At 67.3% G+C, this 26,297-nt stretch carries 24 protein-coding genes and 1 riboswitch; of the genes, 16 read left to right on the top strand and 8 right to left on the bottom strand.

What is annotated here, in order from left to right; all coding sequences use genetic code 11:
* Positions 1-17: 17 nt before the first annotated feature.
* Positions 18-1,055, bottom strand: coding sequence for a zinc-dependent alcohol dehydrogenase (locus FBY28_RS16715; protein WP_141868550.1), 1,038 nt, complete (start codon positions 1,053-1,055; stop codon positions 18-20).
* Positions 1,055-2,350, bottom strand: a complete 1,296-nt coding sequence (locus tag FBY28_RS16710) for an acyl-CoA dehydrogenase family protein (protein ID WP_141868548.1) — start codon at positions 2,348-2,350, stop codon at positions 1,055-1,057. Before FBY28_RS16710 ends, FBY28_RS16715 begins: the two co-directional genes overlap by 1 nt.
* A 70-nt stretch (positions 2,351-2,420) precedes the next feature.
* On the opposite strand from FBY28_RS16710, the gene FBY28_RS16705 reads away from it, so the two are divergent.
* Genes FBY28_RS16705 through FBY28_RS16695 form a run of 3 tightly spaced genes read left to right on the top strand, consistent with a single transcriptional unit; the run spans position 2,421 to position 4,863 of the window.
* Positions 2,421-3,167, top strand: a complete 747-nt coding sequence (locus tag FBY28_RS16705; RefSeq protein ID WP_141868546.1) for an SDR family NAD(P)-dependent oxidoreductase — start codon at positions 2,421-2,423, stop codon at positions 3,165-3,167.
* The gene (locus FBY28_RS16700; protein WP_141868544.1) at positions 3,164-3,826 is read left to right on the top strand and encodes a TetR family transcriptional regulator; all 663 of its coding nucleotides are present in this window, start codon (positions 3,164-3,166) and stop codon (positions 3,824-3,826) included. Before FBY28_RS16705 ends, FBY28_RS16700 begins: the two co-directional genes overlap by 4 nt.
* Positions 3,823-4,863 carry a phosphotransferase family protein gene (locus FBY28_RS16695; protein WP_141868542.1) on the top strand — a complete coding sequence of 347 codons (1,041 nt, stop codon included), beginning with the start codon at positions 3,823-3,825 and terminating at the stop codon, positions 4,861-4,863. The genes FBY28_RS16700 and FBY28_RS16695 overlap by 4 nt, the downstream gene beginning before the upstream one ends.
* Here FBY28_RS16695 and FBY28_RS16690 read toward each other — a convergent pair.
* Positions 4,849-6,558 (bottom strand): MFS transporter, encoded by a 1,710-nt coding sequence (locus FBY28_RS16690; RefSeq protein ID WP_141868540.1) that lies wholly within the window; start codon positions 6,556-6,558, stop codon positions 4,849-4,851. The genes FBY28_RS16695 and FBY28_RS16690 overlap by 15 nt on opposite strands.
* Positions 6,559-6,645: 87 nt before the next feature.
* A riboswitch (TPP riboswitch) is annotated at positions 6,646-6,754 on the top strand.
* Here FBY28_RS16690 and thiC point away from each other — a divergent pair.
* The 7 genes from thiC (at position 6,746) to FBY28_RS16655 (ending at position 13,556) form a co-directional block, all read left to right on the top strand.
* Entirely contained in the window at positions 6,746-8,314 is a 1,569-nt protein-coding gene (gene thiC, locus FBY28_RS16685) for a phosphomethylpyrimidine synthase ThiC (protein ID WP_141868538.1), read from the top strand. (Overlaps the previous riboswitch by 9 nt.)
* Positions 8,311-9,150 (top strand): bifunctional hydroxymethylpyrimidine kinase/phosphomethylpyrimidine kinase, encoded by an 840-nt coding sequence (gene thiD / locus FBY28_RS16680; RefSeq protein WP_141868536.1) that lies wholly within the window; start codon positions 8,311-8,313, stop codon positions 9,148-9,150. The genes thiC and thiD overlap by 4 nt, the downstream gene beginning before the upstream one ends.
* A complete protein-coding gene (locus FBY28_RS16675; protein WP_141868534.1) occupies positions 9,147-9,764 on the top strand; it encodes an alpha/beta hydrolase family protein in 618 nt (205 codons plus the stop codon). The genes thiD and FBY28_RS16675 overlap by 4 nt, the downstream gene beginning before the upstream one ends.
* A complete protein-coding gene (locus tag FBY28_RS16670; protein ID WP_023985237.1) occupies positions 9,761-10,537 on the top strand; it encodes a DUF4190 domain-containing protein in 777 nt (258 codons plus the stop codon). Before FBY28_RS16675 ends, FBY28_RS16670 begins: the two co-directional genes overlap by 4 nt.
* 18 nt (positions 10,538-10,555) lie before the next feature.
* Positions 10,556-12,043 (top strand): flavin-containing monooxygenase, encoded by a 1,488-nt coding sequence (locus FBY28_RS16665; RefSeq protein ID WP_141868532.1) that lies wholly within the window; start codon positions 10,556-10,558, stop codon positions 12,041-12,043.
* 34 nt (positions 12,044-12,077) lie between these two features.
* The gene (locus tag FBY28_RS16660; RefSeq protein ID WP_019513272.1) at positions 12,078-12,347 is read left to right on the top strand and encodes a DoxX-related protein; all 270 of its coding nucleotides are present in this window, start codon (positions 12,078-12,080) and stop codon (positions 12,345-12,347) included.
* Complete coding sequence (locus tag FBY28_RS16655) at positions 12,348-13,556, top strand: APC family permease (RefSeq protein WP_141868530.1); 1,209 nt, start codon at positions 12,348-12,350, stop codon at positions 13,554-13,556.
* A gap of 10 nt (positions 13,557-13,566) precedes the next feature.
* On the opposite strand, the gene FBY28_RS16650 is transcribed toward FBY28_RS16655, so the two are convergent.
* A complete protein-coding gene (locus tag FBY28_RS16650) occupies positions 13,567-14,199 on the bottom strand; it encodes a TetR/AcrR family transcriptional regulator (protein WP_160145501.1) in 633 nt (210 codons plus the stop codon).
* A gap of 158 nt (positions 14,200-14,357) precedes the next feature.
* Between FBY28_RS16650 and FBY28_RS16645 the strand changes: the two genes are divergently transcribed.
* Genes FBY28_RS16645 through FBY28_RS16620 form a run of 6 tightly spaced genes read left to right on the top strand, consistent with a single transcriptional unit; the run spans position 14,358 to position 21,513 of the window.
* Positions 14,358-15,626 (top strand): cytochrome P450, encoded by a 1,269-nt coding sequence (locus FBY28_RS16645; protein ID WP_141868527.1) that lies wholly within the window; start codon positions 14,358-14,360, stop codon positions 15,624-15,626.
* An 11-nt stretch (positions 15,627-15,637) separates the two neighbouring features.
* The gene (locus tag FBY28_RS16640) at positions 15,638-16,480 is read left to right on the top strand and encodes an enoyl-CoA hydratase (RefSeq protein ID WP_216847761.1); all 843 of its coding nucleotides are present in this window, start codon (positions 15,638-15,640) and stop codon (positions 16,478-16,480) included.
* A gap of 46 nt (positions 16,481-16,526) precedes the next feature.
* On the top strand, positions 16,527-18,074 hold the full coding sequence (locus tag FBY28_RS16635) for an acyl-CoA synthetase (protein ID WP_141868523.1): 1,548 nt from the start codon (positions 16,527-16,529) through the stop codon (positions 18,072-18,074).
* A complete protein-coding gene (locus FBY28_RS16630; protein ID WP_141868521.1) occupies positions 18,071-18,865 on the top strand; it encodes a coniferyl-alcohol dehydrogenase in 795 nt (264 codons plus the stop codon). The genes FBY28_RS16635 and FBY28_RS16630 overlap by 4 nt, the downstream gene beginning before the upstream one ends.
* Positions 18,866-18,868: 3 nt before the next feature.
* The gene (locus tag FBY28_RS16625; RefSeq protein WP_141868519.1) at positions 18,869-20,230 is read left to right on the top strand and encodes an aldehyde dehydrogenase family protein; all 1,362 of its coding nucleotides are present in this window, start codon (positions 18,869-18,871) and stop codon (positions 20,228-20,230) included.
* A gap of 26 nt (positions 20,231-20,256) precedes the next feature.
* On the top strand, positions 20,257-21,513 hold the full coding sequence (locus FBY28_RS16620) for a uracil-xanthine permease family protein (protein ID WP_141868517.1): 1,257 nt from the start codon (positions 20,257-20,259) through the stop codon (positions 21,511-21,513).
* Here the strand turns inward: FBY28_RS16620 and FBY28_RS16615 are convergent.
* The 4 genes from FBY28_RS16615 to FBY28_RS16600 are packed head-to-tail and all read right to left on the bottom strand — an operon-like array spanning position 21,494 to position 26,278.
* Positions 21,494-22,519 (bottom strand): NAD(P)/FAD-dependent oxidoreductase, encoded by a 1,026-nt coding sequence (locus FBY28_RS16615; RefSeq protein WP_141868515.1) that lies wholly within the window; start codon positions 22,517-22,519, stop codon positions 21,494-21,496. The two genes, FBY28_RS16620 and FBY28_RS16615, sit on opposite strands and share 20 nt — an antisense overlap.
* Positions 22,516-23,010 (bottom strand): isoprenylcysteine carboxyl methyltransferase family protein, encoded by a 495-nt coding sequence (locus FBY28_RS16610; RefSeq protein ID WP_141868513.1) that lies wholly within the window; start codon positions 23,008-23,010, stop codon positions 22,516-22,518. The genes FBY28_RS16615 and FBY28_RS16610 overlap by 4 nt, the downstream gene beginning before the upstream one ends.
* 1 nt (position 23,011) lies before the next feature.
* Positions 23,012-24,079, bottom strand: coding sequence for a type III polyketide synthase (locus FBY28_RS16605; RefSeq protein ID WP_174241658.1), 1,068 nt, complete (start codon positions 24,077-24,079; stop codon positions 23,012-23,014).
* 60 nt (positions 24,080-24,139) lie between these two features.
* Complete coding sequence (locus FBY28_RS16600; protein WP_216847760.1) at positions 24,140-26,278, bottom strand: MMPL family transporter; 2,139 nt, start codon at positions 26,276-26,278, stop codon at positions 24,140-24,142.
* Between the last annotated feature and the right edge of the window lie 19 nt (positions 26,279-26,297).

Genomic DNA, 26,297 nt, shown 5'->3' with positions numbered 1-26,297 from the left:
GGGGTGGTGGCCCCGCTTCACGGCCTGTCGTCGATGTCGATCACCACCCGGATCGGGTTACGGCTGCGATCGCGCAGGGTGGCCAGCCCCTCCTGGTACTCGTGCAGGGGCATGCGATGACTGATGGTCCCGCCGATGCGCAGCGTTCCGCTGCCCACCAGCTCGATCAGGTCATCGAGGTCGGCGGGTACATAACCGTAGGATCCGCGCAGCGTCCATTCGTTGGCGACGAACGTCGAGACCGACATGCTGCCGCCGAGCTTGTCGGTTCCGATTCCCATCACCGAACACAGCCCGCCCGGCCGTAGGCTGCGGACCGCCTGTTCGACCGTATCGGCCCGGCCGACGAACTCGAAACTGGCGTCGACCCCGCCGGTTTCGGCGTGAATCTGCCGGCTCGGCAGGCCCGCCCGGGCATCGATGACGATATCCACCCCGAACCCGGCAGCCCGCTGCAGGGCAGCGTCGTAGGTATCGACGCCGACCACCCTTGCACCCACCACCTGCTTGAGGATCATGACCGCGTGGATGCCGAGTCCGCCGAGTCCGAACACCGCCACCGTGTCACCCGCGCGCACCCCGGCGGTGCGGATGGCATGGAACGGACCGGCCACCGCATCGGCCATGATCGCCGCGGTGGCGAAGTCGATCGATTCCGGTATCCGGTGGACGTTGCCCGCCGGTACCACCACGTAGTCGGCCGCGGCGCCCGCGCGCGCCACCCCGAGCACGATGTTGTCGGGGCACTGGTTGGTCCGGCCCGCGCGGCAGGCCCGGCATGTCCCGCAGACCACGATGGGGTTGACCAGTACACGGTCCCCGGGTGCCACCGGGGCGGACACCTCTGGCCCCAGCTTGTCGATGACGCCGGACGCCTCGTGGCCGAGGATCAGCGGGATCTCGGGCACCGGAATATCGCCGTCGATCAGGTGCAGGTCCGAACCGCAGACCCCGCAGGCACGCACCGCCACCCGCACCTCACCGGGCCACGGTTCGGGAACCGCGATATCGACAAGGCGCGGGGCTCCCACCCCGGACATCACCGCCGCGCGCATCAGAGGTCGGCCGCCGCCGACTCGAGCCGCGCGGCGAGGTGCTCGCGTGCGGCATCGCGCAGGGTCGGCAGATGACCCGAGCCGAATTTCGGCTCCCCCGGGACCACATCGCGCAACAGGCTCTTGGCCAGGGTCCACTTGTGCACCTCGGTCGGCCCGTCGGCCACCGCCATCACCTGCGCTTCGACCATCATGGCCGAGAACGGCATCTCGTTGGAGATCCCGAGTGCGCCGTGCAACTGCATGGCCCGTTGCACCACATCGTGGAAAACCCGCGGCATGGCGACCTTCACCGCGGCGATGTCCTTGCGGACGGCCCGGTAGTCGTCGTGCTTGTCGATCAACCACGCGGTCCGCAGCAGCAACAGCCTGAACTGTTCGATGTCGATCCAGCTGTCGGCGATCTTCTCCTGGGTGGCCTGCAGGTCGGCCAGCCGACCATGTCGAGTGGTGCGCGACGCGGCACGCTCCAGCATCAGATCGAACGCCTTGCGGACCTGCGCGATCGTCCGCATGCCGTGGTGGATGCGCCCGCCGCCCAACCGTGTCTGGGCGATCTCGAAGGCGGCACCCCGCGCGCCGAGCAGGTGATCGGCGGGCACCCGTACATCGCGATACCGCAGGTAGGCGTGGCTGGAATGGTCCGCGCCCTCGGTACCGACCCCGGCGTCACGGATGATCTCCACCCCGGGGGTGTCGGCGGGCACGATGAACATCGACATCGTCCGGTGCCGGTCGGGGCCGTCATCGGTCACCGCCATCACCAACAGGAAGCTGGCGTACCGCGCGTTGGAGGAGAACCACTTCTCACCGTTGATCACCCAGTGGTCGCCGTCGAGAACCGCGCGGGTGGTGAACAGGGTCGGATCGGCGCCGGCCAGCGGTTCGGTCATCGAGTAGCAGGACGAGATCTCCCCGTCGAGCAGGGGCTGCAGATAGCGGGCCTTCTGCTCGGCGGTGCCGTACTTGGCCAGGATCTCGGCGTTGCCCGAATCCGGCGCCTGGCAACCGAAGACCGATGGCGCCCAGCGCGAGCGCCCCAGGATCTCGTTGAGCAACGCCAGCTTGACCTGGCCGTAGCCCTGTCCGCCGTGTTCGGGGGTCAGGTGGCAAGCCCAGAGCCGTTGGGCGCGAACCTGTTCCTTCAACGGTGCGATCAGCCGCATCGCCCGCGCGTCGCTCTTGTCATACGGGTCGCCGAGCACATGGTCGAGCGGCTCCACCTCCGACCGCACAAAGGCATCCGCCCAGTCGAGTTTCGCCTGAAACTCCGGCTCCGTCGAGAAGTCCCACATCAGCTACACTCCAATACAGTTGCATTAAACTTCGATGCGACTGTATCGCTTCGAGGGAGGTGCCCGCCAGATGGCCGGACGAGTTGTCGTGGTGACCGGAGGAAGCCGCGGCCTTGGCAAGGCGATGTGTCGCCATTTCGCCGCCGCGGGCGATCACGTGGTGGTCTCCAGCCGCAAGGCCGATGCCTGCGACGCGCTCGCCCGCGAACTACGCGATGCGCACGGGGTGGACGCCGTCGGCTTCGGCTGCCACGTCGCGTCCTGGGCCCAGTGCGACGCGCTGATCGATTTCGTCGAGCAGCGATTCGGCCGAATCGACGTCCTGGTCAACAATGCCGGGATGTCCCCGCACTATCCGTCACTGCCCGAGCTCAGTGAGGAACTGTTCACCAAGGTGGTCGGGGTCAACTTCGGCGGCCCGTTCCGGCTGGCGGTGCGCGCCGGCGACCTGATGCGCCGGGGTGATGGCGGGTCCATCATCAACATCACCAGCATCGCGGCGGTGCACCCCGAGCCGTATGACCTGCCGTATGCGGCCGCCAAGGCAGCGCTGAACACCGTCACCGGCGGGTTGGCCCGCGCATTCGGCCCCACCGTGCGGGTCAACGCCGTGATGGCCGGTCCGTTCGACACCGACGTCACCGCCGCCTGGAACGATGACACCGTGCACCGGATCGAGCAGTCGGTACCACTCGGACGCATCGGCCGACCCGAGGAGATCGTCGGCGCCGTCGCCTACCTGGCCGGTTCGGACGCCTCGTTCACCACCGGCGCCATCCTCAAGGTCGATGGCGGCATGGCCAGCGGACTGGGATGAGCGCCCCGAACAAGGAGACCCGCGAGCGGTTGCTGGAGGCCGCGGAACGGCTGTTCGCCGAACGCGGTGTCGACGCCGTGCCGATGCGGGAGATCAGCCGCGAAGCGGGATCGAAGAACGTCGTCGCCGGCCAGTACTGGTTCGGGGATCGCGACGGTCTGGTCAAGGCGTTGCTGGACAAGCACAATCCCGAGATCGAGAGCCGTCGACACGCACTGCTGGACGCGTATGAGGCCGGCGGAACCGGCGACGTCGCCCTGCTGGCCGCCGCACTCGTCCGGCCGCTGGGCGCCAAGCTGGATCAGGGCATCGCCGGTGCCGGCTTTCTGCGAACCATGTCGGATCTGCTGACCAGACCGGACCCCTCGGTCGAACCACTCGGTGTGGGTTCCCCCACCAGCAGCATGCAGCGTTGGCGCACGCTGCTCGAACCGCTGTTGGAACCCGAAGCCGTACTGCTGCACCGCCGCTTCCTCACCACCCGGTTCGTCGTCGTCGAACTCGCCCTGCGGGCCCGTACCGATCGCACCGAACACGCGTTGTTCCTGAGCCACCTGATCGACGTCGCGGCCGGGCAGCTGCTGGCCCCGGTATCCGCGGAGACGCGCCGACTGCGAACCCTTCGGGTCGACAGCACGAAAGGCACACCACCACAGTGAATCTGGAAATCGACCTCGCCCCGGTGCAAACCTGGCTAAGCGAGCGCGGCATCGGCGACTCGATCACCGCTGCCCGCACGCTGACCGGCGGGACCCAGAACAGGGTGATCGCGCTCGAGGTGGACGGCCGCAGGCTGGTCCTGCGCTGCCCGCCGGTGCACCCCCGACCGTCGAGCAACCGCACGATGCTGCGCGAGGTCTCGGCGCTGACATCGCTGGCGGGCTCGCGAGTTCCGCATCCCCGGCTGGTCGCATGCTGCGACGACCTCACCGTCATGGACATGGTCTTCTACCTGATGGAAGAGGTCGACGGCTTCAACCCCGGCGACGGCATCAGCGAGCACTACAGCGCGGACGCGGCGACCCGGCATGAATCCGGCCTGGCGGTGGCACGCGCGCTGGCCACACTGGGCGAGCTCGATCCGACCGGCACCCCGATGGCTGCATTCGCCAAACCCGGCAGCTTCCTCGACCGCCAGGTGGACCAGTGGGTCGGCGTGCTGGCCGGATACGACCACGGCGATACCGACGCCGGCGACCTGCCCGATGTCGGGCGGACCGTGCAGTGGCTGCGGACCAACCAGCCCGCCGACCCTCGACCGGGCATCATGCACGGCGATTTCCACCTCAACAACGTGCTGCTCGACGCCCACCGCCCCGAGGTCGCCGCGATCGTGGACTGGGAGATGTGCACCGTGGGCGACCCGCTGCTGGACCTGGGCTGGCTGCTTGCCTGCTGGCCAGAGGACCCGGCGCCGGTCGCCACCGGGGAACGGCTGGCGGCGGCGGGTGGGCTACCGTCACGGCGCCAGGTCATCGAGGCCTACGCGGCCACCAGCAGCAGAAGCATCGACGAGATCGATTGGTACACAGCGCTGGCCGGCTTCAAGATGGCCGTGGTACTGGAGGGAACCTGGGTACGCGCGCTGTCCGGCCGAGCACCGCGCGAGATCGGCGAGCATCTGCACCGGTGCGCCATCGGCCTCTTCGAACTGTCTGCCCGTATCGCGGTGGGTGACTGGTCACCGAGCCGATGAATCAGCGTCACCGCGGACATCCGCGCTGTAGCGGCCCGCGCTGAACATCGAGGCCACCGCCCCGATCAGCATCATCGCCGCGGCGGCCAGGAACACCACCGTCAGCCCGGCATGGAAGGGGCCGGTGATCAGTTCGGGGAAGAAGGTCTTACCCGTCAGCACCTCGGCGTTGACGCCGGGATCCGACAGCGCACCGGAGGGCCCGAGCAATTCGTCGATCGGGTTGTAGCCCAGGAAGGCGGCGAAGAGGCTGCCGACCGGCGGCATGTTGGCCACCTGCTGGGCCACCGAAGCCGACACCCCTTGGGCCTGCAGCCCGCTGCTCATCGCCGAGGGCAGCGCATTGGCCAGCCCGACGATCATCAGCGAGAAGAAGATTCCGATCGACAGTGACGACCCTGCGTTGAAGAAGGTGGCGCGCACACCCGAGGCGGCACCACGCTGCGACGCGGGCACGCTGGACATGATGGCCGCGGTGTTGGGAGCGGTGAAGATGCCACCGCCCAGTCCGTTGAGGAACACCAGCACCGCGAACACCCAGTAGTCGAAGTTCACCGGAATCAGCAACAGCGCAACGAAGGACACCGCCATCAGCAGCATGCCGCCCACCGTCAGTGGCCGCGCGCCGAACCGGTCGGCCAGCGACCCGGCCAGCGGGGCCGCGATCAGGAAGCCGATGGTGACCGGCAGCAGATAGATACCGGCCCACAGCGGTGTCGACTCGAAACTGTAGCCGTGCAACGGAAGCCAGATGCCCTGCAACCAGATGATCAGCATGAACTGCAGACCGCCGCGCCCCACCGAGGACATCAGCCCGGCCAGGTTCCCCATCCCGAAGGCGGCCGACCGGAACAACCGGATATCGACCATCGGCTGGTCCACCCGCAACTCGATCAGACAGAACACCACCAGTACCGCCAGTCCGCTGATGATCGATCCGAGCACCCACGGATTGGTCCAGCCTGTGCTCGAATCACCATGCGGCTGAATGCCGTAGGTGATGCCGATCAGCAACACGGTCAGGCCGACACCGAACGTCAGCGTCCCCGCCCAATCCAGCCGGCCCGGTGTGCGCACCCCCAGCTCGACCAGGGAGCGCAGGCTCCACACGGTCCCGAGCACACCGATCGGCACGCCCACCCAGAAGATGGCCTGCCAATGCCATTCCGACAGCACCCCGCCGATCAGCAGTCCCAGGAACGAGCCCGCGACGGCGGCCACCATGTTCACCCCGAGCGCCATGCCGCGCTGATTGGCCGGGAACGCGTCGGTGAGGATCGCCGAGGACGAGGCCATCAGCATCGCGCCGCCGATGCCCTGGATCACCCGCCACCCGATCAGCCAGATCGCCCCGCCATCGAGCTGGAACGGGTCGAAAGACAGTGCCACCGCCGCCACGGTGAAGACGACGAAGCCAAGGTTGTAGATCCGCACCCTGCCGAACATGTCGCCGAGGCGGCCGAACGGCACCACCAGCACGGCGGTGACCACCAGATAACCCATCAGCATCCACAGCAGGTAGCTGATGTTGCCCGGGTCCAGCGGGTTCAGCCCGATACCGCGGAAGATCGCCGGCAACGAGATCAACACGATGGAGGCGTTGATCGACGCCAGCAGGATGCCCAACGTCGTGTTCGACAGCACGACCCACTTGTAGCGGGGGTGCTCATGGATCTTGTCCAGCTCAAGGGTCATCGGCACTCAAATCCCTACGATCGGCAAAAACATATATTAGCTATACAAATGATCGCTCGGCAATCGGACGAGCATGCGCTACCGTGAACGGGTCCACACGGGAGCACGCACCAGCGCGCTGAGAGGACGGCTAGGGCCGTCGACCGTACGAACCTGACCGGATAATGCCGGCGTAGGGAGATGTGTAATGAGCGCTGTTGTCGACCCCCGTACCTCCGATGTCACCACCGGCCCCATCGCCGGCAGCTCCAAGGTCTACTCACCCAATGGGGTGCCGTCGCGCCGGGTGCATCTGAGCACCGGCGAGCACTTCGACCTGTACGACACCTCGGGGCCGTACACCGATCACAACGCCGTCATCGACCTGCAGCGCGGACTGCCCAAGCGCGCCAACGTCATCCGCGACCGTGGCACTCAATTGCAGCGCGCCCGCAACGGTGAGATCACCGCGGAGATGGCGTTCATCGCCGAACGCGAGGCGGTGTCACCGGAGCTGGTGCGCGACGAGGTCGCCCGCGGCCGCGCGGTCATCCCGGCCAACCACAACCATCCCGAGAGCGAACCGATGATCATCGGCAAGGCATTCGGGGTGAAAGTCAATGCCAATATCGGCAATTCGGCGGTCACCAGCTCCATCGCCGAAGAGGTCGACAAGATGGTCTGGGCCACCCGCTGGGGCGCGGACACCATCATGGACCTCTCTACCGGCAAGGACATCCACCTGACCCGGGAGTGGATCCTGCGCAACTCCCCCGTCCCGGTCGGGACGGTCCCGATGTACCAGGCACTGGAGAAGGTCAACGGTGATCCCACCAAGATGACCTGGGAGTGCTACCGCGACACCGTGATCGAACAGTGCGAGCAAGGAGTCGACTATATGACGGTGCACGCCGGGGTGCTGCTGCGCTACATTCCGCTGACCGCCGAACGGGTCACCGGGATCGTCAGCCGCGGGGGCTCCATCATGGCCGCCTGGATGCTCGCCCATCACCAGGAATCGTTCCTGTACACCCACTTCGAGGAGCTCTGCGAGATCCTGCAGCGCTATGACGTCACCTTCTCCCTCGGTGACGGCCTGCGCCCCGGTTCGATCGCCGATGCCAACGACGCCGCCCAGTTCGCCGAACTGGAAACGCTTGGCGAGCTCACCAAGATCGCAAAATCCCTTGGGGTGCAGGTGATGATCGAAGGTCCCGGACACGTGCCCATGCACAAGATCGTGGAGAACGTGCGCCTGGAAGAGGAACTCTGCGACGAGGCGCCGTTCTACACCCTCGGCCCGCTGGCCACCGATATCGCCCCGGCCTACGACCACATCACCAGCGCCATCGGCGCGGCCATCATCGCCCAGGCCGGCACCGCCATGCTCTGTTATGTCACCCCCAAGGAACACCTGGGGCTGCCCAACCGCAAGGACGTCAAGGACGGGGTGATCGCCTACCGGATCGCCGCGCACGCCGCCGACCTCGCCAAGGGCCATCCCCGCGCCCAGCAGCGCGACGACGCCCTGAGCGCCGCCCGGTTCGAGTTCCGCTGGGCCGATCAGTTCGCGCTGTCACTGGATCCCGACACCGCGCGCGAGTTCCACGACGAGACATTGCCCGCCGAACCGGCCAAGACCGCGCATTTCTGCTCGATGTGTGGTCCGAAGTTCTGTTCCATGCGGATCACGCAGGACATTCGCGACGCCATGGCGGATAAATCGGTGGAGTTCGCCGAACGTGGAAATCAGGTCTATCTACCCTTGGTGCCATGAACTTCCTACCGCTGCCCCGTCCAGGGGCAACCCCGCTGCGGGTGATGACGATCGCCGGGTCCGATTCCGGCGGCGGGGCGGGCATCCAGGCCGATATGCGCACCTTCGCGATGCTCGGCATCCACGGCACGGTGGCCATGACCGCGGTGACCGTGCAGAACTCGGTGGGTGTCAAGGGCTTTCACGAGATCCCACTGGACATCATCGCCGGTCAGATCAGCGCGGTGGCCTCCGATATCGGCATCCAGGCCGCCAAGACCGGCATGCTGGCCTCCGCCGAGATCATCGGTGTGGTCGCCGAGACCTGGCGGGCCGAGGGACTGGCCGGCGCCGTGCCCCTGGTCGTCGACCCGGTGTGCGCCTCCATGCACGGCGACCCGCTGCTGCATCCGTCGGCACTGAACTCGGTGCGTACCGAACTGTTCCCGCTGGCCACCCTGGTCACCCCGAACCTCGACGAGGTCCGCCTGATCACCGGTATCGATGTCGTCGACGAGGCCAGCCAGCGTGACGCCGCCCGCGCCCTGCACGATCTCGGCCCGCAGTGGGCCCTGGTCAAGGGTGGGCACCTGCGATCCTCCGAACTCAGCCCCGACCTGCTGTTCGACGGCACCGAGTTCCACGAGTTCAGCGAACCTCGCGTCGACACCGGACACGACCACGGCGCCGGCGACACGCTGGCCGCGGCCACCGCATCCGCTCTGGCACATGGCTTCTCGGTCCCCGACGCGGTCGCCTTCGGCAAGTCGTGGATCACCGAATGCATCCGCGCGGCGTACCCCTTGGGTTACGGCCACGGCCCGGTGAATCCGCTGTTCCGGCTGCAGCAATTGTGAGCCTCGCCGGTATCGAAGGGATCGCCCACGAACCGGCGACAGCCGCCGCGGGCATCGTGCTGCTGACCCACGGAGCCGGCGGAAACAGGGACGCTGCGCTGCTGGTCGGCCTGTGCGACGAATGGGCACGACGGGGCTATCTGGCCATCCGCTACAACCTGCCCTACCGGCGCCGCAGACCGAAGGGCCCACCGTCGAACTCCGCGGCGAGCGATCAGGACGGTATCGCCGAGGCCATCGCCTGGGCGCGCACCCAGACCGACGGGCCGGTCATCGCCGGCGGGCACTCCTACGGCGGCCGGATGACATCCATGGTCACCGCGAACCGCAGCGAGCGGCCCGATGTGCTGGCGCTGACCTCCTACCCGCTGCATCCACCGGGCAAGCCCGAACGGTCCCGGACCGAGCACCTGCCCGGTATCACCGTGCCGACGGTGTTCACCCACGGCACCGCGGACCCGTTCGGCACCATCGAGGAGCTGCGCGCGGCCGCGGATCTGGTGGCCGGGCCGACCCGAATCGTCGAGGTCACCGGCACCCGCCATGATCTTCGTTCCAAGACTTTGGACGTGCCCGCGCTCGCGGTCGCCGCCGCGGCTATCTTTCTCTCATGACGCAGCCGCCGGAGCAGCCCCAGGGATACCCCCCACCCCCGCCCGGTGGCCAGTATCCGCCGCCTGCGCCCGGCGGCCAGTATCCCCCGCCTCCACCGGGCGGCCAGTACCCACCGCCCCCTCCACCGCTGCCCTATACCGACCAGTACGGCCAGCCCTACCCGCCGCAGCAGGCGCCGGGCACCAACTGGTGGGCCGTCGTCTCGCTGATCTTCGGCGTGATCGGTGGCGTGCTGATCAGCGTCGTCGCCGGCATCGTCGGCTTGAACAAGGCCAAGAAGGGCCAAGGCGGCCGCGGGATGGCGATTGCGGGCCTCATCCTCTCGGCACTGTGGATTGTCGGACTGATCGCCGTGTTCGCGCTGGTGGCGGCCAACAAGGACAAGATCGCCGACAGTGAGTTCGCCGATCTCTTCGACCCGAACTCCGTCAACGCCGCCGATATCGGGCTGGGCGACTGCCTCTCGGAGATCCCGTCGGACGCCAGCCTGGTGGCCTCGGTCAAGACGGTCAGCTGCACCGAACCGCACAAGGGCGAGGTGTACTTCGTCATCGACGTGCCCGGCGGCAGCTTCCCCGGCCAGTCCGCGATCATCGACTACCAGGATCGCTGTGCACCCGCCCTGCAGGAGTTCTCCCCCGACGCGATGGAGGACCCCGAGGTGGGCATGTTCGTGCTCTACCCCACCGAGGACTCCTGGAAGCGCGGCGATCGCGCCGTGACCTGCATCGCCACCACCGACGTCCCACGCACCGGATCGCTGCAGCAGTAGCGAGGTACCGTTTCAACCATGTTTGACGCCGTCATCGTGGGCGCCGGTTTTGCCGGCATAGGTGCCGCCATCCAGCTCAAACGGTTGGGGATCGACAACATCGTCCTGCTCGACCGGGAGGACGATCTCGGTGGTACCTGGTATGTGAACCACTACCCCGGGTTGGCCGTCGATGTCCCGACCACCACCTACTCCTACTACTTCGAGCCGAACCCGAACTGGTCGCGGTTGTTCTCGACCGGTCCGGAGATCAAGAAGTACGCCGACGATGTGGCCGACAAGTACGACATCCGACGCCACATCCGGTTCAACACCGTGGTCCACGGTGCCCGCTGGGATGACGAGGCCAAGGCGTGGCAGGTGAGCATCACTTCCCAGGACAACACGACCGAGACGCTGACGACCCGGTATCTCATCACCGCGACCGGCTTCCTGTCCCAGCCCAAGCTGCCCGACATCCCGGGCATCGACAGCTTCGCGGGCAAGGTCATCCACACCGCGGAATGGGATGACGATTTCGACCCCGCCGGACGGCGCATCGCGATCATCGGCACCGGTGCCACGGCAGTGCAGCTGATCCCGGAGCTGGCGAAAACCGCGACCGACCTCACGGTGTATCAACGCACCCCCATCTGGGTGGTGCCCAAGATCGATATGCGTTTCGGCCCGCGGACCAAGAAGCTGTTCGCCCGTATCCCGGCCACCCAGCGGGCGCTGCGCTGGCTCACCGACTCGATCTACGAGTGGATGGTGACCATCGGCGTCGTCTACTACAAGACCTTCCGCGGACGCGGCAACATCTCGGCCGCCGACCTGTCCAAGCTGCACCGCTTCCTGACCATCAGGGACAAGGATCTGCGCAGGCGGCTCACTCCGGACTACGACTTCGGCTGCAAGCGACCGACATTCAGCAACGGCTACTACCGCGCGTTCACCAGGGACAACGTCCACCTGCAGGATGTCGGGATCGATCACATCCAGACCGACGGCATCGTCGCCAAGGATGGCACCAAGAACGAGGTCGACACCCTGGTACTGGCCACCGGGTTCGACCTGTGGGAGGCCAACTTCCCGGCCATCGAGGTCATCGGTCGCGAGGGCCGCAATCTCGGGAAGTGGTGGCGCGAAACGCGTTTCCAGGCCTACCAGGGCGTGTCCATGCCGTACTTCCCGAACTACCTGAGTCTGGCCAGCCCGTACGCCTTCCTCGGGCTGAACTTCTTCAACACCATGGAGTACCAGATGCGGTTGATGGACCGGTTGTTCTCCGAGGTGCAGCGCCGCGGCGCACGCACCTTCGAGGTCACCGAGGAGGCGAACAGCCGCTACCTGGACCGGATGACCGATCTGCTGGGCAATTCGCTGTTCACCCTCGGCAACTGCGCCGGCGCCCGGTCCTACTACTACAACCCCGCCGGTGAGCCCACGCTGTTGCGGCCCACCACCACCGACACCGCCATCAGGGAAGCCTCCGAGTTCCCCCTGAGCGACTATGCGATCGACTGACACCGCAATCAACCAACCGCCGAGAGGAAATCCGTTGACCGAGAAGAAGAGTTCGCCGGGCGTCACGCTCGCAGGGGTGTCACTGGTCGGCGCCGGTCTGGCCCACTTCGTCGCCCCGCAGCTGTTCGAGTCGATCACCAAGCCTGCCTTCCCGAACGACACCGCGCGCCACATCAAGACCAACGGCACCATCGAGACCGCCCTCGGTGTGGGACTGCTGGTGCCCAAGACACGCAAGCTGGCGCTGCTCGGCGCGCTGGGCTACGTCGGCTACCTGGGCGTCAACGCCGTCCGCAACAAGTAGGTGTTACAGCGCCGGCTCGGGACGTTCGACGCCGTCGTCATCGGCCTTGGCTCGATGGTCGGGGCCGGCATCTTCGTCGCGCTCGGGCCCGCCGCGGCAGCCGCCGGCTCCGGGCTGCTGATCGGGCTGGCCATCGCCGCGGTGGTGGCCTACTGCAACGCGACGTCCACGGCACGTCTGGCGGCGATCTATCCCCAGTCCGGCGGCAGCTATGTCTACGGCCGAGAACGCCTCGGCGCGTTCTGGGGTCACACCGCGGGCTGGTGTTTCATCGTCGGGAAGACCGCCTCGTGTGCCGCCATGGCCCTGACGGTCGGCGTGTACGCGTGGCCGCCACACGCGCACGCGGTGGCGGTCGCCGCCGTGGTCGCCCTCACTGCGGTCAACTATGCGGGCGTGCAGAAGTCGGCGTTGCTCACCCGGGTGATCGTCGCGGTGGTGCTCGCGGTGCTGGCCGTCGTGGTGGTCGTACTGAGCGGCGCCGGAACGCCCGCCAATCTGTCGATCGGCACCGATACCGGCCCATGGGGTGTTCTGCAGGCCGCCGGGTTGCTGTTCTTCGCGTTCGCCGGTTATGCCCGCATCGCCACCCTCGGTGAGGAGGTCCGAGACCCGGCCCGCACCATTCCCCGCGCCATACCCATCGCGTTGGGCATCGCGCTGCTGGTGTACGCGGTGGTCGCCGTCGCCGTGCTCTCGGTGCTCGGCAGCACCGGACTGGCCACTGCGACAGCACCATTGGCCCATGCCGTATCGGTGGCCGGGCATCCCGAGCTGGCTACGGTGGTCCGCGTCGGAGCCGCGGTGGCCGCGCTCGGATCGCTGCTGGCGCTGATCCTCGGCGTTTCCCGGACCACACTGGCGATGGCGCGGGACCGGCATCTGCCGAGCGGGCTGTCCGCGGTGCATCCGCGGTTCGGCGGACCGCACCGCGCCGAGGTCGCGGTCGGGATCGTCGTCGCGATCCTGGCGGCGTTTGTCGATCTCCGCGGGGCGATCGGATTCTCGTCGTTCGCGGTGCTGGTGTACTACGCCATCGCCAATGCCAGTGCCTGGACGTTGCGGCCGGCGCGGCGACTGATCCCGGCGATCGGGCTGGCCGGCTGTGCGGTGCTCGCGTGCACCCTGCCCACCGGTTCGGTGCTCACCGGGTCCGCGGTGATCGCGCTCGGCGCCGCCCTGTACCTGGTCCGCCGCCGCACAGTGTGATCGGCGAGCATCAACTATGCCGAACTCCGGCGTCCTCCAAATAGATTGCCGCCCAAATCATCTCGGTCAACGTCACCGCGAGGTCATCGTCTCCGACCCCGCCGGGCTCGCGCAGCATCTGCGCACAACACCTCTCGACCATCCAGGTGACCGTCCGCGCGGTCACATTCGCGTCGATATCGCGCACGCGACCCGCAGCCTGTTCACGTTCGAGGAATTCGCGCGAGTACTCGGCATTGCGCTCGATCTGTTCACGAAACGCCGCATCGAGTTCCGCGGTGTAGCCGGCCACCTCCGCGACCGCCGCGAGCACCAGTTGGTGCCTGCGGAAGGCATCGATGACCCCGCGCACCGCATCCAACATGTGCATCGGGCCGATCTGTTCGACATCGCCTGACCACAGTCGACCGAGAGCACCGGCCACGTCGGCGAGCACGTCCTCGGCGAACTCCGCGAGCAACTCGGTCTTGCCCTTGAAGTACACGTAGAACGTCGGCCGCGAGCTCCCCGCGGCCACCGCGAGACGTTCGACGCCGAGTTCGGTGAACGACGCGCCGCCGCGCAGCAACTCCTCGGTCGCCTCGAGGAGTCGTCGACGGAACTCGTCTCGCCGTTCCTGCCGAACACGCTCTGCGGCCCCCATCATCGCAGCGTAGCACCATAATTCAACTGCGAGACAGTATGTCTTAGACAAGGCGTCTTGACAGATTGTTGCGTGCACGCCTACCGTCCTGGGCATCAGCGAATGTGGCGTCGGTCACCACGACGGCCGCCGCGACAGCGTCCACAGCGAGGAATGCCATGCCGACCCCCATCCCCACCGCGCCGGGTAAACCGGCCTTCGACGATCTCGACGTCTCGGCACGCGAGTTCTGGTCGCAGACCGCCCCGGAGCGCGAGACCACCTTCGCCGAACTACGCCGCCGGCGTCCCGTGTCCTGGCAGCGCCCGATCGAGGCGAGCCTCATGCCGCTGCCGCCGGAGCCGGGTTACTGGGCGGTCGTCCGCCACGCCGACATCGTCGAGGTGAGCCGCAACAGCGAGGTCTTCATCTCCAGCAGGGGTGTCCACATGGAACCGGTGCCCGAGGACATCATCGAAGCCAGTTTGTCTTTCCTTGGCATGGACGGCGAGAAGCATGCCAAGATCCGTGGTCTCGTGCGGGCCGCGTTCACCCCGCGCGCGGTGAACAGACTCATCGACAGCATCGAGGCCAACTCGGTGCGCATCGTGGGTGAACTCGCCGAGGCGGGCAGTGGTTGCGATTTCGTGCGCAACTGCGCGGTCAAGCTACCGCTGGTGACGATCTCGGACATGATGGGCGTGCCGGACTCACAGCGCGATGCCGTCCGCGACGCGGCCGATGCGATGGTCTCGGTCACGGATCCGACGTTCCTCGGCGATCGGAATCCGCTCGAGGTCATGGTGGGCAATCAGATGTTCCTGCATGCCATCGCCGTGGAAATGGCTCAGGATCGGCGGCGGTCTCCCCAAGACGACATCATGACCAACCTCGTCGAGGCCGAGGTCAACGGTGAGCGGCTGACCGATGCCGAGATCGGCGCCTTCATGATCCTGATGTCCGTCGCCGGCAACGACACGACCCGACAGACCACGAGCCTGACCATGCGCGCTCTCACCGAGTTTCCCGCCCAGCGCGCCTGGCTCACCGAAGATTTCGACGGTCGGATCGACACCGCGATCGAAGAGTTCGTTCGCTGGTCGACACCGGTGATGACATTCAGCCGAACGGCCTCGCGTGACTACGAACTGGCGGGCCAACTCATCACCGCCGGCGACAAGGTCGTGATGATGTACTCCTCGGGCAATCGCGACGAGACGGTCTTCGATGACCCGCATGTCTTCGACCTGAACCGCCGGCCCAACCACCACATCGCATTCGGCGGCGGCGGCGCACACTATTGCCTCGGCGCCAATCTGGCCAGAGCACAGCTGCGAGCTCTGTTCCGGCAACTGCTGAGCACCCTGCCCGACATCCAGGCCGGCGAACCGCTATTCCTCGGCGGCAACTTCATCCACGGCGTGGCCAGCATGCCGTGTCACTTCTGATGGGAAACAGCTTGTCTACAGTCGGTATTCGCTACGAGAACCCCGACCCACGGATCGCCCGGATCGTCCTGGCCCGCCCGGACACCCGTAACGCCAAAGACACCGACCTGCTCTACGCGCTCAACGATGCATTCGACCAGGCCGCTCGCGATGATGCGGTCAAGGTGATCATCCTGGCGGCCGACGGCCCGCACTTCTCGTCCGGCCACGATATGCGCGAGGATCTCGACGGCGCGATGGACGGACGCACCACGGTGGGCACCTGGTGCGGATTCGGATGTGATGGCGCCGAGGGCTACATGGCACGGGAGAAAGAGATCTATCTCGGCTTTTCCGAACGGTGGCGCAACATCCCGAAGCCGACCATCGCCGAGGTCCAGGGCAAGGTGATCGCCGGCGGCCTGATGCTGGTGTGGCCGTGCGATATCGTCATCGCCGCCGAGGACGCCATCTTCGCCGACAACACGGTCGCCATGGGCATCGCGGGAGCGGAATTCTTCAACCACCCATGGGAACTCGGAGTACGTAAGGCCAAGGAGATGCTGTTCACCTCCGATGCCGTCACCGCCGCCGACGCCCACCGACTCGGCATGGTCAACCATGTCGTCCCCAACGATGAGCTGAGTGAATTCACCCTCACCCTGGCCCGACGGATCGCCGACCAACCGATGTTCGCGCTGAAGTTGGCCAAGGAGTCGGTGAACACCGCCCAGGACAACCAGGGGCGCGTCAATGCCATGCAGACATCCTTTGCCGCGCATCAGCTTTGCCACGCACACAACAGGATCATCGGTGGTCACATCATCGACACCTCCTTCCTGACCCGCCAGCAGGAGATCGCCAGGCGTTGGTGACCCACCCGCACATCGACTCTCGACACGTTGTACCTCAAGGAGATATGTGTTTCCCGGAACTCACGCCGCCACTGATCCGCACCGCCCGGCGGTCATCATGGCCGGCGGCGGCGATACCCTGACCTACGGCGAACTGGACTCCCGCTCGGCCCAGATCGCCGCCGCGCTGCATGCCGCCGGCCTGCGCCGCGGCGATGTCATCGCCATCCTGGCCGACAACACCGCCGAGGTGTTCGTCATCTACTGGGCCGCGCTGCGTTCGGGTCTGTATGCGACGGCGGTCAACCACCACCTGACCGCGCCCGAGGCCGGATACATCGTCACCGACAGCGGAGCGAAGGCATTCTTCGTCTCGGGCGCACTGGCCGAACTCGGTCGCCAGGTGCTCGCCGAGATACCGGGCGACGTGGCGCGCTACGGCTTCGGCGCCGAAATCGACGGCTACCGGCCCTACCGCGAACTGCTGGACGCGAAAGTCCCACCGCTGACCGATCAACCGCGCGGTGCGGACATGCTGTATTCGTCGGGAACCACCGGCCGCCCGAAGGGCATCAAACCGCACCTGCTGCCCATCCAGGTCGACGAGCCGGGCGACCCGGTCCTGGCGGTGCTGCAGAACGTCTTCGACATCGGACCGGACGCCGTCTATCTTTCCCCCGCACCGATCTATCACGCCGCACCACTGAAGTACTGCGCAGGCATGCAGGCGCTCGGCGCGACCGTGATCCTGATGGAGAAGTTCGACGCGGAGAAGATCCTGGCGGCCATCGAAACCCATCGGGTGACCATGACGCAGATGGTCCCGACGATGTTCGTCAGATTGCTCCAGCTGCCGAACGAGATCCGGTCGCGGTATGACCTGTCCTCGCTGCGCACCGTCGTCCACGCCGGTGCCCCCTGCCCGCCGGAGGTCAAGGACGCCATGCTCGACTGGTGGGGCCCGATCCTGGTGGAGTACTACAGCGCCACCGAGGCGCACGGGATGACGATGATGAACTCCGCGCAGTGGCGCACCAAGCGCGGATCGGTGGGACGCGCGGTGCTCGGCACCATCCACATCTGCGACGAGCAGGGGGCCGAACTGTCGGCGGGCGAGGTCGGCACCGTCTACTTCGAACGCGATGCCATGCCCTTCGTCTACCACAACGATGCGGCCAAGACCCGCGAGGCCCAGCATCCCCAGCACGAAAACTGGACCACCGTAGGCGATCTCGGCTACGTCGACGAGGACGGCTATCTGTTCCTGACCGATCGCAAATCGTTCATGATCATCTCCGGCGGGGTGAACATCTATCCCCAGGAGACCGAGAACGTGTTGACCATGCACCCCGCCGTGTTCGACGTCGCGGTGATCGGTGTTCCCGATCCGGAGATGGGCGAACAGGTCAAGGCCGTCGTCGCGCTCCGGCCAGGGTTCACCGCGAGCGATGACCTCGCCGCCGATCTCATCGACTACGTGCGTGACCGCGTCGCCCACTACAAGGCACCCCGCACCGTCGACTTCGTCGATGCGCTACCACGCACACCCACCGGAAAACTGGTCAAGGGCAAGCTCAAAGCCCGCTACACCGACACCACGAGGAGCCAGGCATGACCGCCACATCCCACAAGCGCTACATCGTCACCGGCGCCGCATCCGGCATCGGGCACGCCGTCGCCGAACGTCTTGTCGCCGCGGGCGCGGAGGTGATCAGCCTGGACCGCAACACCCCGTCGGCGGCGGTCAAGCACCATATCGCGGTCGATCTGGCGGACCTGCAGAGCATCGACACCGCGGTGGCCCAGCTCGACGGCGAGTTCGACGCGCTGATCAACGTCGCCGGCGTCCCCGGCACCGCTCCCGCGGCCACGGTGATCGCGGTGAACGTGCTGGCGGTGCGCCACCTCACCGAGTCCCTGATCGACCGGCTGCGCGATGGTGGGTCCTTGGTCGTGGTGTCCTCGATCGCCGGATTCGGCTGGCCGGCAAGGATGCCCGCCATCCAGGCGTTGCTGGCCACCGACGGATACACCGAGGGCGCGCGCTGGTTCGCCGAGAACCCGCAGGCAGGCAACGCCTACAACTTCTCCAAGGAGGTCGCCACCGTCTACACGATGGCCAAGGCCCTGGAATTCGCACAACGCGGGCTGCGCATCAATGCCGTCCTGCCGGGCCCGGTGCAGACCCCGATCCTCGCCGATTTCGAGGAGACGATGGGCAAGGACACCCTCGACGGCGCCAAGGCGCTGCTCGGCAGGCATGCCACCCCCGAGGACATCGCCGGTGCGGTCGGCTATCTGATCTCGGCCGATGCCGGCTGGGTCAACGGTCAGACACTGGCCGTCGACGGTGGGGGCATGGCGGCCGTGGCCGCCGGCGTCATCCCCGCACCGGAAATGCGCTAGGGCATGACCATGGGCGCACAGATTCGAACCCCGCACGCGCGCACCGTCTTCGACACCGGGCGCACCCGCCCCGCCGAATGGCGCATCGAGCAATTGCGCGCCATCGAGCGCATGTGCGACGAGCAGGAGCAGGCCATCGCGGCCGCCCTGCTCGCCGACCTCGGCCGCCCGGCCATGGAGGCCTGGATGGGTGATGTGCAACCCACCAAGGCCGAAGCGGCTTTCGCGCGCAAGAGAATTCGCAGGTGGATGCGCCGGCGTCGGGTATCGGTTCCGGTCAGCCAGCAACCGGCTCGCGCCTGGGTGCAGTACGACCCCAAGGGTGCGGTCCTGGTGATCGGTCCCTGGAACTACCCGTTCTACCTGGCGATGGCTCCGGTGGTATCGGCGGTGGCGGCGGGCAACACCGTGGTGATCAAGCCATCGGAACTCGCCCCGGCCACCTCCGCGCTGATCGCGCGGCTGGTGCCGCGCTATCTGGACACCGAGGCGATCACCGTCGTCGAGGGCGACGCCCAGGTGACCCAGGACCTGCTGGCACAGGGCTTCGATCATGTCCTGTTCACCGGCGGCACCGAGGTCGGGCGGAAGATCATGGCCGGTGCCGCACCCACCCTGACACCGGTCACCCTGGAGCTGGGCGGCAAGAGCCCTGCCATCGTGGCCGCCGACGCCGACCTCGCGGTGACGGCCCGTCGGTTGGCGCACACCAAACTGGTGAACTCGGGGCAGACCTGCATCGCGCCGGACTACATCCTCGTCGAGCGGTCCGTCGCCGCGGAGCTGGTCACCATGCTGTGCGCCACGATCGCCGAATTCAGCACCACACCCGACCTGCCCATCGTCAACCGACGCCAGTTCGATCGGTTGACGGCACTGATCGCGGACACCAGTGGTCAGGTCGTCACCGGCGGCGGCTCCGATGAGGCGTCCCTGCGCATCGAACCGACCGTGATCCTCGATCCGGGGCCCAGTGATGCGGTGATGTCCGACGAGATCTTCGGGCCCATCCTGCCGATCATCACGGTCGACTCGATCTCCGAGGCCATCGGCTTCGTCCGGCATCGGCCACGGCCGCTGGCCCTCTATGTGTTCACCGAGACGCCGGAGCTGGCCGAGGACGTGATCGATCAAACCGAATCCGGCGGCGCGGTGGTCAATCACGCGATCATGCATTGTCTGGTGCCGCAGTTGCCGTTCGGCGGGATCGGACCCAGCGGCATGGGCGCCTATCACGGGTGGTGGGGTTTCGAGGCGCTGTCGCACCGGCGCGCGGTGCTGGCCAAGTCCACTCGTCCCGATCCCCGGCTGGTCTATCCGCCCTACACCGCACTGTCCAGGAAGCTCATCCGTCTGCTGCAATAGCAACCGGGCCCGGCTACCTTGTCCTGATGGCAAAGCTGTCTGTGACGCCGCGTTGGAAGCCCGTGGGCCCCGATGCCGATATCGTCGCCCCCGACGAACGATTGAGCTGGCCGCGCACCCTCGGGATCGGCGCACAGCACGTGGTGGCGATGTTCGGTGCGACGTTCCTGGTGCCGGTGCTGACCGGTTTCCCGCCGGCGACCACGCTGCTGTTCTCCGGTATCGGCACCATCGCCTTCCTGCTCATCACGGGCAACCGGCTGCCGAGCTACCTGGGGTCCAGCTTCGCGGTGATCGCCCCGGTCACCGCCGCCGTCACCGCGCAGGGCACCGGCAGCGCACTCGGTGGGCTGATCGCGGTGGGTGTGCTGCTGATCATCATCGGCGCGGTGGTCCACCTGGTCGGCACGCACTGGCTGGACCTCGTTCTGCCGCCGGTGGTCACCGGGGCGGTGGTGGCGCTCATCGGGTTCAACCTCGCGCCGGCGGCCAAGAACAACTTCGAGCAGGGTCCCGTGGTCGGGATGGTCACGCTGGTGTTGCTGGTCGGTGCGCTGGCCTTCTTCAAGGGCCTGATCGGCCGGTTGGCCATCTTCCTTGCCGTCGTCCTTGGGTACGTGCTGGCGCTGGTACTGGGTCAGGTGGACACCTCCGGGATCGCGCAGGCGGCGTGGTTCGGCCTGCCGGAGTTCCAGACGCCGACCTTGCGCCTCGAGGTCCTGCCGATGTTCCTGCCTGCCGTGATCGCCCTGGTCGCCGAGAACATCGGGCATGTGAAATCGGTGAGCCAGATGACCGGCAGGGATCTCGATCCGCTGATGGGCCGGGCGCTGGCCGCCGACGGTGTGGCCACCGTGCTGGCCGGCGCCGGCGGCGGCTCGGCGACCACGACGTACGCCGAGAACATCGGCGTGATGGCCGCGACGCGCATCTACTCGACCGCCGCCTACTGGGTGGCCGCCGTGGTGGCCATCGTGCTGGCCCTGTGCCCGAAGGTGGGTGCGACGATCTCGGCCATCCCGCCCGGTGTGCTCGGTGGCGCGACGATCGTGCTCTACGGCCTGGTCGGGGTGCTGGGAATCCGGATCTGGCTGACCAACCACGTCGACTTCGCCAAACCGGTCAACCAGATGACGGCCGCCATCCCGCTGATCATCGGCATCGCCGACTTCACCTGGCAGGCAGGCTCGTTGACGTTCACCGGTATCGCACTGGGGTCCATCGCCGCACTCGTGGTCTACCACGGCATGACGCTGCTGGGTGCTAGTCGCCGAGCGCGTTGACCGCGGCGGCGAACACCGAGGGCAGTGCGGCCGACGCCGGGGTGATGGCTGCCCGCACGGGCCGGATTCCGGTGCCGTACAACAGCGCCGCTGTCAGCATCCGGTAGCGCCGGGTCAGGTGCCGCCACCGGCGGTCGTACTCACCCGCGCGGTCACCGACGACGCAGTCGACCAGCAGTTCGGCCGCACCGAAGGCCAGGCCCATCCCCTCGCCGGTCAGCGCGTCGACATATCCGGCCGCGTCACCGACCAGCAGGACGCGGCCGGCGGTGCGCCCCCGTACCCGTTGGCGCAGTGGGCCTGCGGCGCGGTCCGGCCCGTGCGGCAGACCGTCCAGGCGTTCCATCAGCGCCGGAAACCGGTCCAGGTGCGCATCGAACCCGCCCCTGGTGGACTTCAGGATCGCCACGCCGACACAGTCATCGGACACCGGGGTGACGTACGCTTCCCCGGCCTCGGGCCCCCGACCCCAGTACACCTCGACGCAATCCGACCACGGGGCCACCGCGATGTGTCGGCGGATTCCCCATCGGCGCCGGCCGGACTCCCCCGCCGAGAGGCCCAGCGCCCGCCGGATCGGTGAGTGCAGACCGTCGGCGGCCGCCAGGTAGCGCGCCCGAAATCCGGCCGCACACACCGAGTCCGGCCCCTGGGTGAGCTCACCGACCTCGGACTGCACGATCCGCACACCGGCGGCGGTGGCGGCCTCGGCCAGCGCGGTGTGCAGCACGGTGCGGCGTACCCCGCGGCCCGCTCCGTTGGCGAACCGGGCCGCCGCGGTATACCTGCCATCGAGGTAGCGGATCCCATGAAAATCGTATCCGTCGGGGTCGATACCGAGTTGGCGCAGGCGGGCCAGGGAGTGTGGCATCAGCCCCTCGCCGCACGCCTTGTCGATCGGACCGGTTCGCTGCTCGACGACGACGGCCTCCAACCCGGCCCGCGCGGCGTACAGCGCGGTGGCCAGCCCCGCCGGCCCGCCGCCGGCGACCAGCAGATCGATCATGTCAGGCTCTGCAGCGCTTCATCTTCGACCCTGATCCGGGTGCGCAGCAGCAGTGCGTTGGCGATCGAGAACATCGCGGCGGTGATCCAGGCCCCGCCCGCCAACGGCAGTGCGGCGCCTTCCAGGACGACCGCCACGTAATTCGGATGCGGCATGAGGCGGTAGGGCCCACCGGTCACCCGAGGGGCGCCCGACACCACGACCACCCGGGTGTTCCACTGCTTGCCGAGGGTCGTGATGCACCACCAGCGCAGCAGCTGGGCACCGACGACGACCCAGAAGGCCGGCCACACCCACCGCTTGCGCACCCGTGCCTCGGCCAGCGCGCCGGCCAGCAGTCCGGTGTGCAGCGCCACCATCACCGGGTAGTGCTCGGCACCGAACTCCTTGCCGCCATTGGCCTTGGACCATGTCAGATTCCGGTTGGACACCACCAGCTCGGCGACCCGCTCCACCGCGACGAGCACGATCAGGACGATGAACCCGCGCATGTCAGCGCCACCTCAGCAGCACGAGCTCGGAGCAGAACCCGGGCCCCATCGCCATCAGCACTCCGGGGCTGCCCGGCGTCGGGCGGGTGCGGATGGTATCGCGCAGCACGTGCAGGACCGAGGATGAGGACATGTTGCCCACCTCGGCCAGTGACTGCCAGGTCAGATCCAGGGCATCCGATGGCAACGCCAGGGTGTCGATGATGGCCTCGATGACCTTCGGGCCGCCCGGGTGGCTCACCCAGGTGTCGATATCGGACACGGTGAGACCATGTGCGCCAAGGAAATCGGTCATATCGGCACCGAGATAGCGGCCCACGAACGCGGGCACCTCGGCACTGAGGACGATCTCGAAACCGCCGCTGCCGATTCTCCAGCCCATCGTATCCAGCGAGTCGGGATACAGGTGGCTGCGCGAGTCCAGCACATCCGGGCCGGCCGGGTCCATGGTCTCGGCGCGTCGGGCTCCGACCGCGACCACGGCCGACGCGCCGTCGCCGAACAGCGCCCCGGCCACGACGGTCGGCATCGTCGGATGGTGTTTGCGGGTCAGCGAACACAATTCCACCGACACCAGCACCGCCACCTGGTCCGGCGCACCGCGCAGGTAATCGTGCAGCCGGGCGATACCCGCCGCGCCGGCCACGCAGCCGAGCCCGAAGATCGGCACCCTGCGCACATCGGGACGCAGTCCGAGCCGGCCCGCGATGCGGGCGTCCAGCGAGGGCACCGCCGCACCGGTGACCGTGGTGGTGATGATCATGTCGACGTCTTCGGGCCGCAGTCCCGCCTCGTCGAGCGCGCCGCGCAGCGCGGCGGTACCGAGTTCGGTGGCGTGCTCGATGAACAGATCGTTGGTCTCACCGAAATCGGTGAGCCGGACGTACTCCTCCAGTGGGCGGACCAGATACCTGCTGTGCACCCGCGCGCTCTTGTGTAGCTTGCGCACGGCATCGTGGGCGCCCTCGTAGCCGGGCAGTCCCAGGATGGCCTCGGTGATCTCGTCCTGGGTATAGCGATGCGGCGGCAGGACCCCGTGAACGCCGGCAATGGTGCTGAGACTTACCATTTCCGCGAGAATAGTTGACATATCACTCATGCGGGGGACTCCCAGGTGGGCCGCCCTTTCTCAGTGGTGCAGCCCGATCCGATCGTGCAGTCGTGCCAGCGGTGCGGGTGCCCACCAGTTCCATCGGCCCATCAACTGCATGAAGGCGGGCACCAGGACCATCCGGACCAGGGTGGCGTCCATCAGCACCGCCAACGTCAGACCGAGACCGAACATCCGCATGAACGACACGTTCGCCGCGATGAGCGCTGCGAACGATATCGACATCACCAGCGCCGCGGCGGTGACCACCCGACCCGTGCGCGCCAGGCCGAGCGCCACGCTCTCACCGACATCGGCGGAGGTGCGGCCGGAGGCCAACCAGTACTCGCGGATCCGCGCGAGCAGGAAGACCTCGTAATCCATCGACAGGCCGAACGCGATACAGAAGAGCAATACCGGGATGTTGGCGACCAATGTGCCGGTGGCCGTGGTGCCGAAGGCGCCGAGATGCCCGTCCTGGAAGATCCACACCATGGCGCCGAACGCGGCTGTCAGCGACAGGATGTTGAGCACCAGGGCCTTGGCGGGCAAGACCACGCTGCCGGTCAGCAGGAACAGCAGACAGAACGTGATCACGGCGATCAGCCCGAGTACCAGCGGCAGTGTCGCTCCGATGGCGGCCACGCTGTCGCGGTCGGTCTGGGCCACCCCGCCCAATAGCACCGGCCGGTCGCCGGGTCCGGCGATCGCGTGCAGCCGGTCCAGCTGTGCCGCCGAACCGTCGGAGAACAGGTCGGCCGAACTGGACACCCGGATGAACGCACTGCCCGCACGGTGCACCGGCGCGGCCACGGCCAGGACGTCCGGTGCGCCGGCCACCTCGGTGAGGTAACGGTCCCACTGCTCGGGTGTCAGCCCGTCGGACTCGGGGACGACGATGCTGATCTCGGTGGCGGAGTTGTCGGCGAAGTCCGCCCGCAACCGGTCCCCGACCTGATGCGCCGATGCCGACGGCGGCAACACGCGATCATCGGGAAAACCCCATTTCACGCCGGTGAAGGGCAGTCCGAGCAGGACCAGCAGCGCCACCACGGCCAGGCCGATCGGCAGCGCCCGACGCAACACGAATTTCGTTGATCTGTACCAGAATTGCTGCTCAACCGGCTTCGGTGGGCCCGACCGGCGACCCTTGACACGATCGCCGAGCAGCACCAGCGCGGCCGGGGTGAGCACCAGTGCGGCGATGGCCGCGAACACCACGGTCGCCACCCCGGCATAGGCGAACGATTTCAGGAAGTACATCGGGAACAACACCAGCGTCGACATCGGCAGTGCCACCGTCGTCGCCGAGAACACGACCGTGCGACCGGCCGTCACCATCGTGCGCACCAGGGCGGCCTCGGCGGTGGCGCCCTCGGCCAGTTCGTCGCGGTAGCGACTGACCATCAGCAGCGTGTAGTCGATGGCCAGGGCCAGCCCCATCGCCATACACAGGTTCAGTGCGAACACCGACACATCGGTGGCAAACGTGATCAGCCGCAGCACCGCAAGCGAACCGAGGATGGCCAGCACGCCGACCATCACGGGCACCGCCGCGACCAAAAGTCCGCCGAACACCCACACCAGCACCAGGAAGCTGAACGGGATGGCGATGGATTCCATGACCAGCAGGTCGTGCTGGGACTGTTCGGTGATCTGGGTGTTGACCATGGCCACACCGCCCGCCTGCACCCGCACGCCGTCGCGATCGTGGACCAGACGGTCGGTGAGGTCCTTGGCGTGGTCCTGGGCGTGCTGTTCACCGCCGGTGATACCGGCGACGATGAGCCCGGCGGTGCCGTCCCTGCTGAGCAATGCCGCCGAGGCTGCCGCCGGGGCACTCCATGCCGAACTCACCTGAGCCACATGCTCGGATTCGCCCAGCGCCGTGGCTATCTCGGTGCCCACCCGGCGGGCGGCCGGGCTCATCGCACCTGCGGGATCGGAGACGATGATCAGCAACTGCATGTCGCCCTGACCGAACTTGTCGGTCAGCAGCTCGGCCGCGTGCGAGGACTCGGCGTCAGGATCGGTGAATCCGCCTGCGCTCAGCTCCTGGGTGACCGGCACCCCGAGGATCGCCGCGGCCACCGCACACAGCGCGGCGATCGCCAGGACGCGCCTGGGTGCCGCCATGGCGTGGCGGGCGAGGCGTTCGAGCACGCCGGGGTTGTCCACCCGATCATGGTGCCCGATG

Source organism: Arthrobacter sp. SLBN-53 (assembly GCF_006715585.1).
In the GTDB taxonomy this organism is placed as follows: Bacteria; Actinomycetota; Actinomycetes; order Mycobacteriales; family Mycobacteriaceae; genus Mycobacterium; species Mycobacterium neoaurum_A.
The sequence above is the reverse complement of the archived record's forward strand: the minus strand, read 5'-3'. Positions and strand labels throughout refer to the sequence as shown.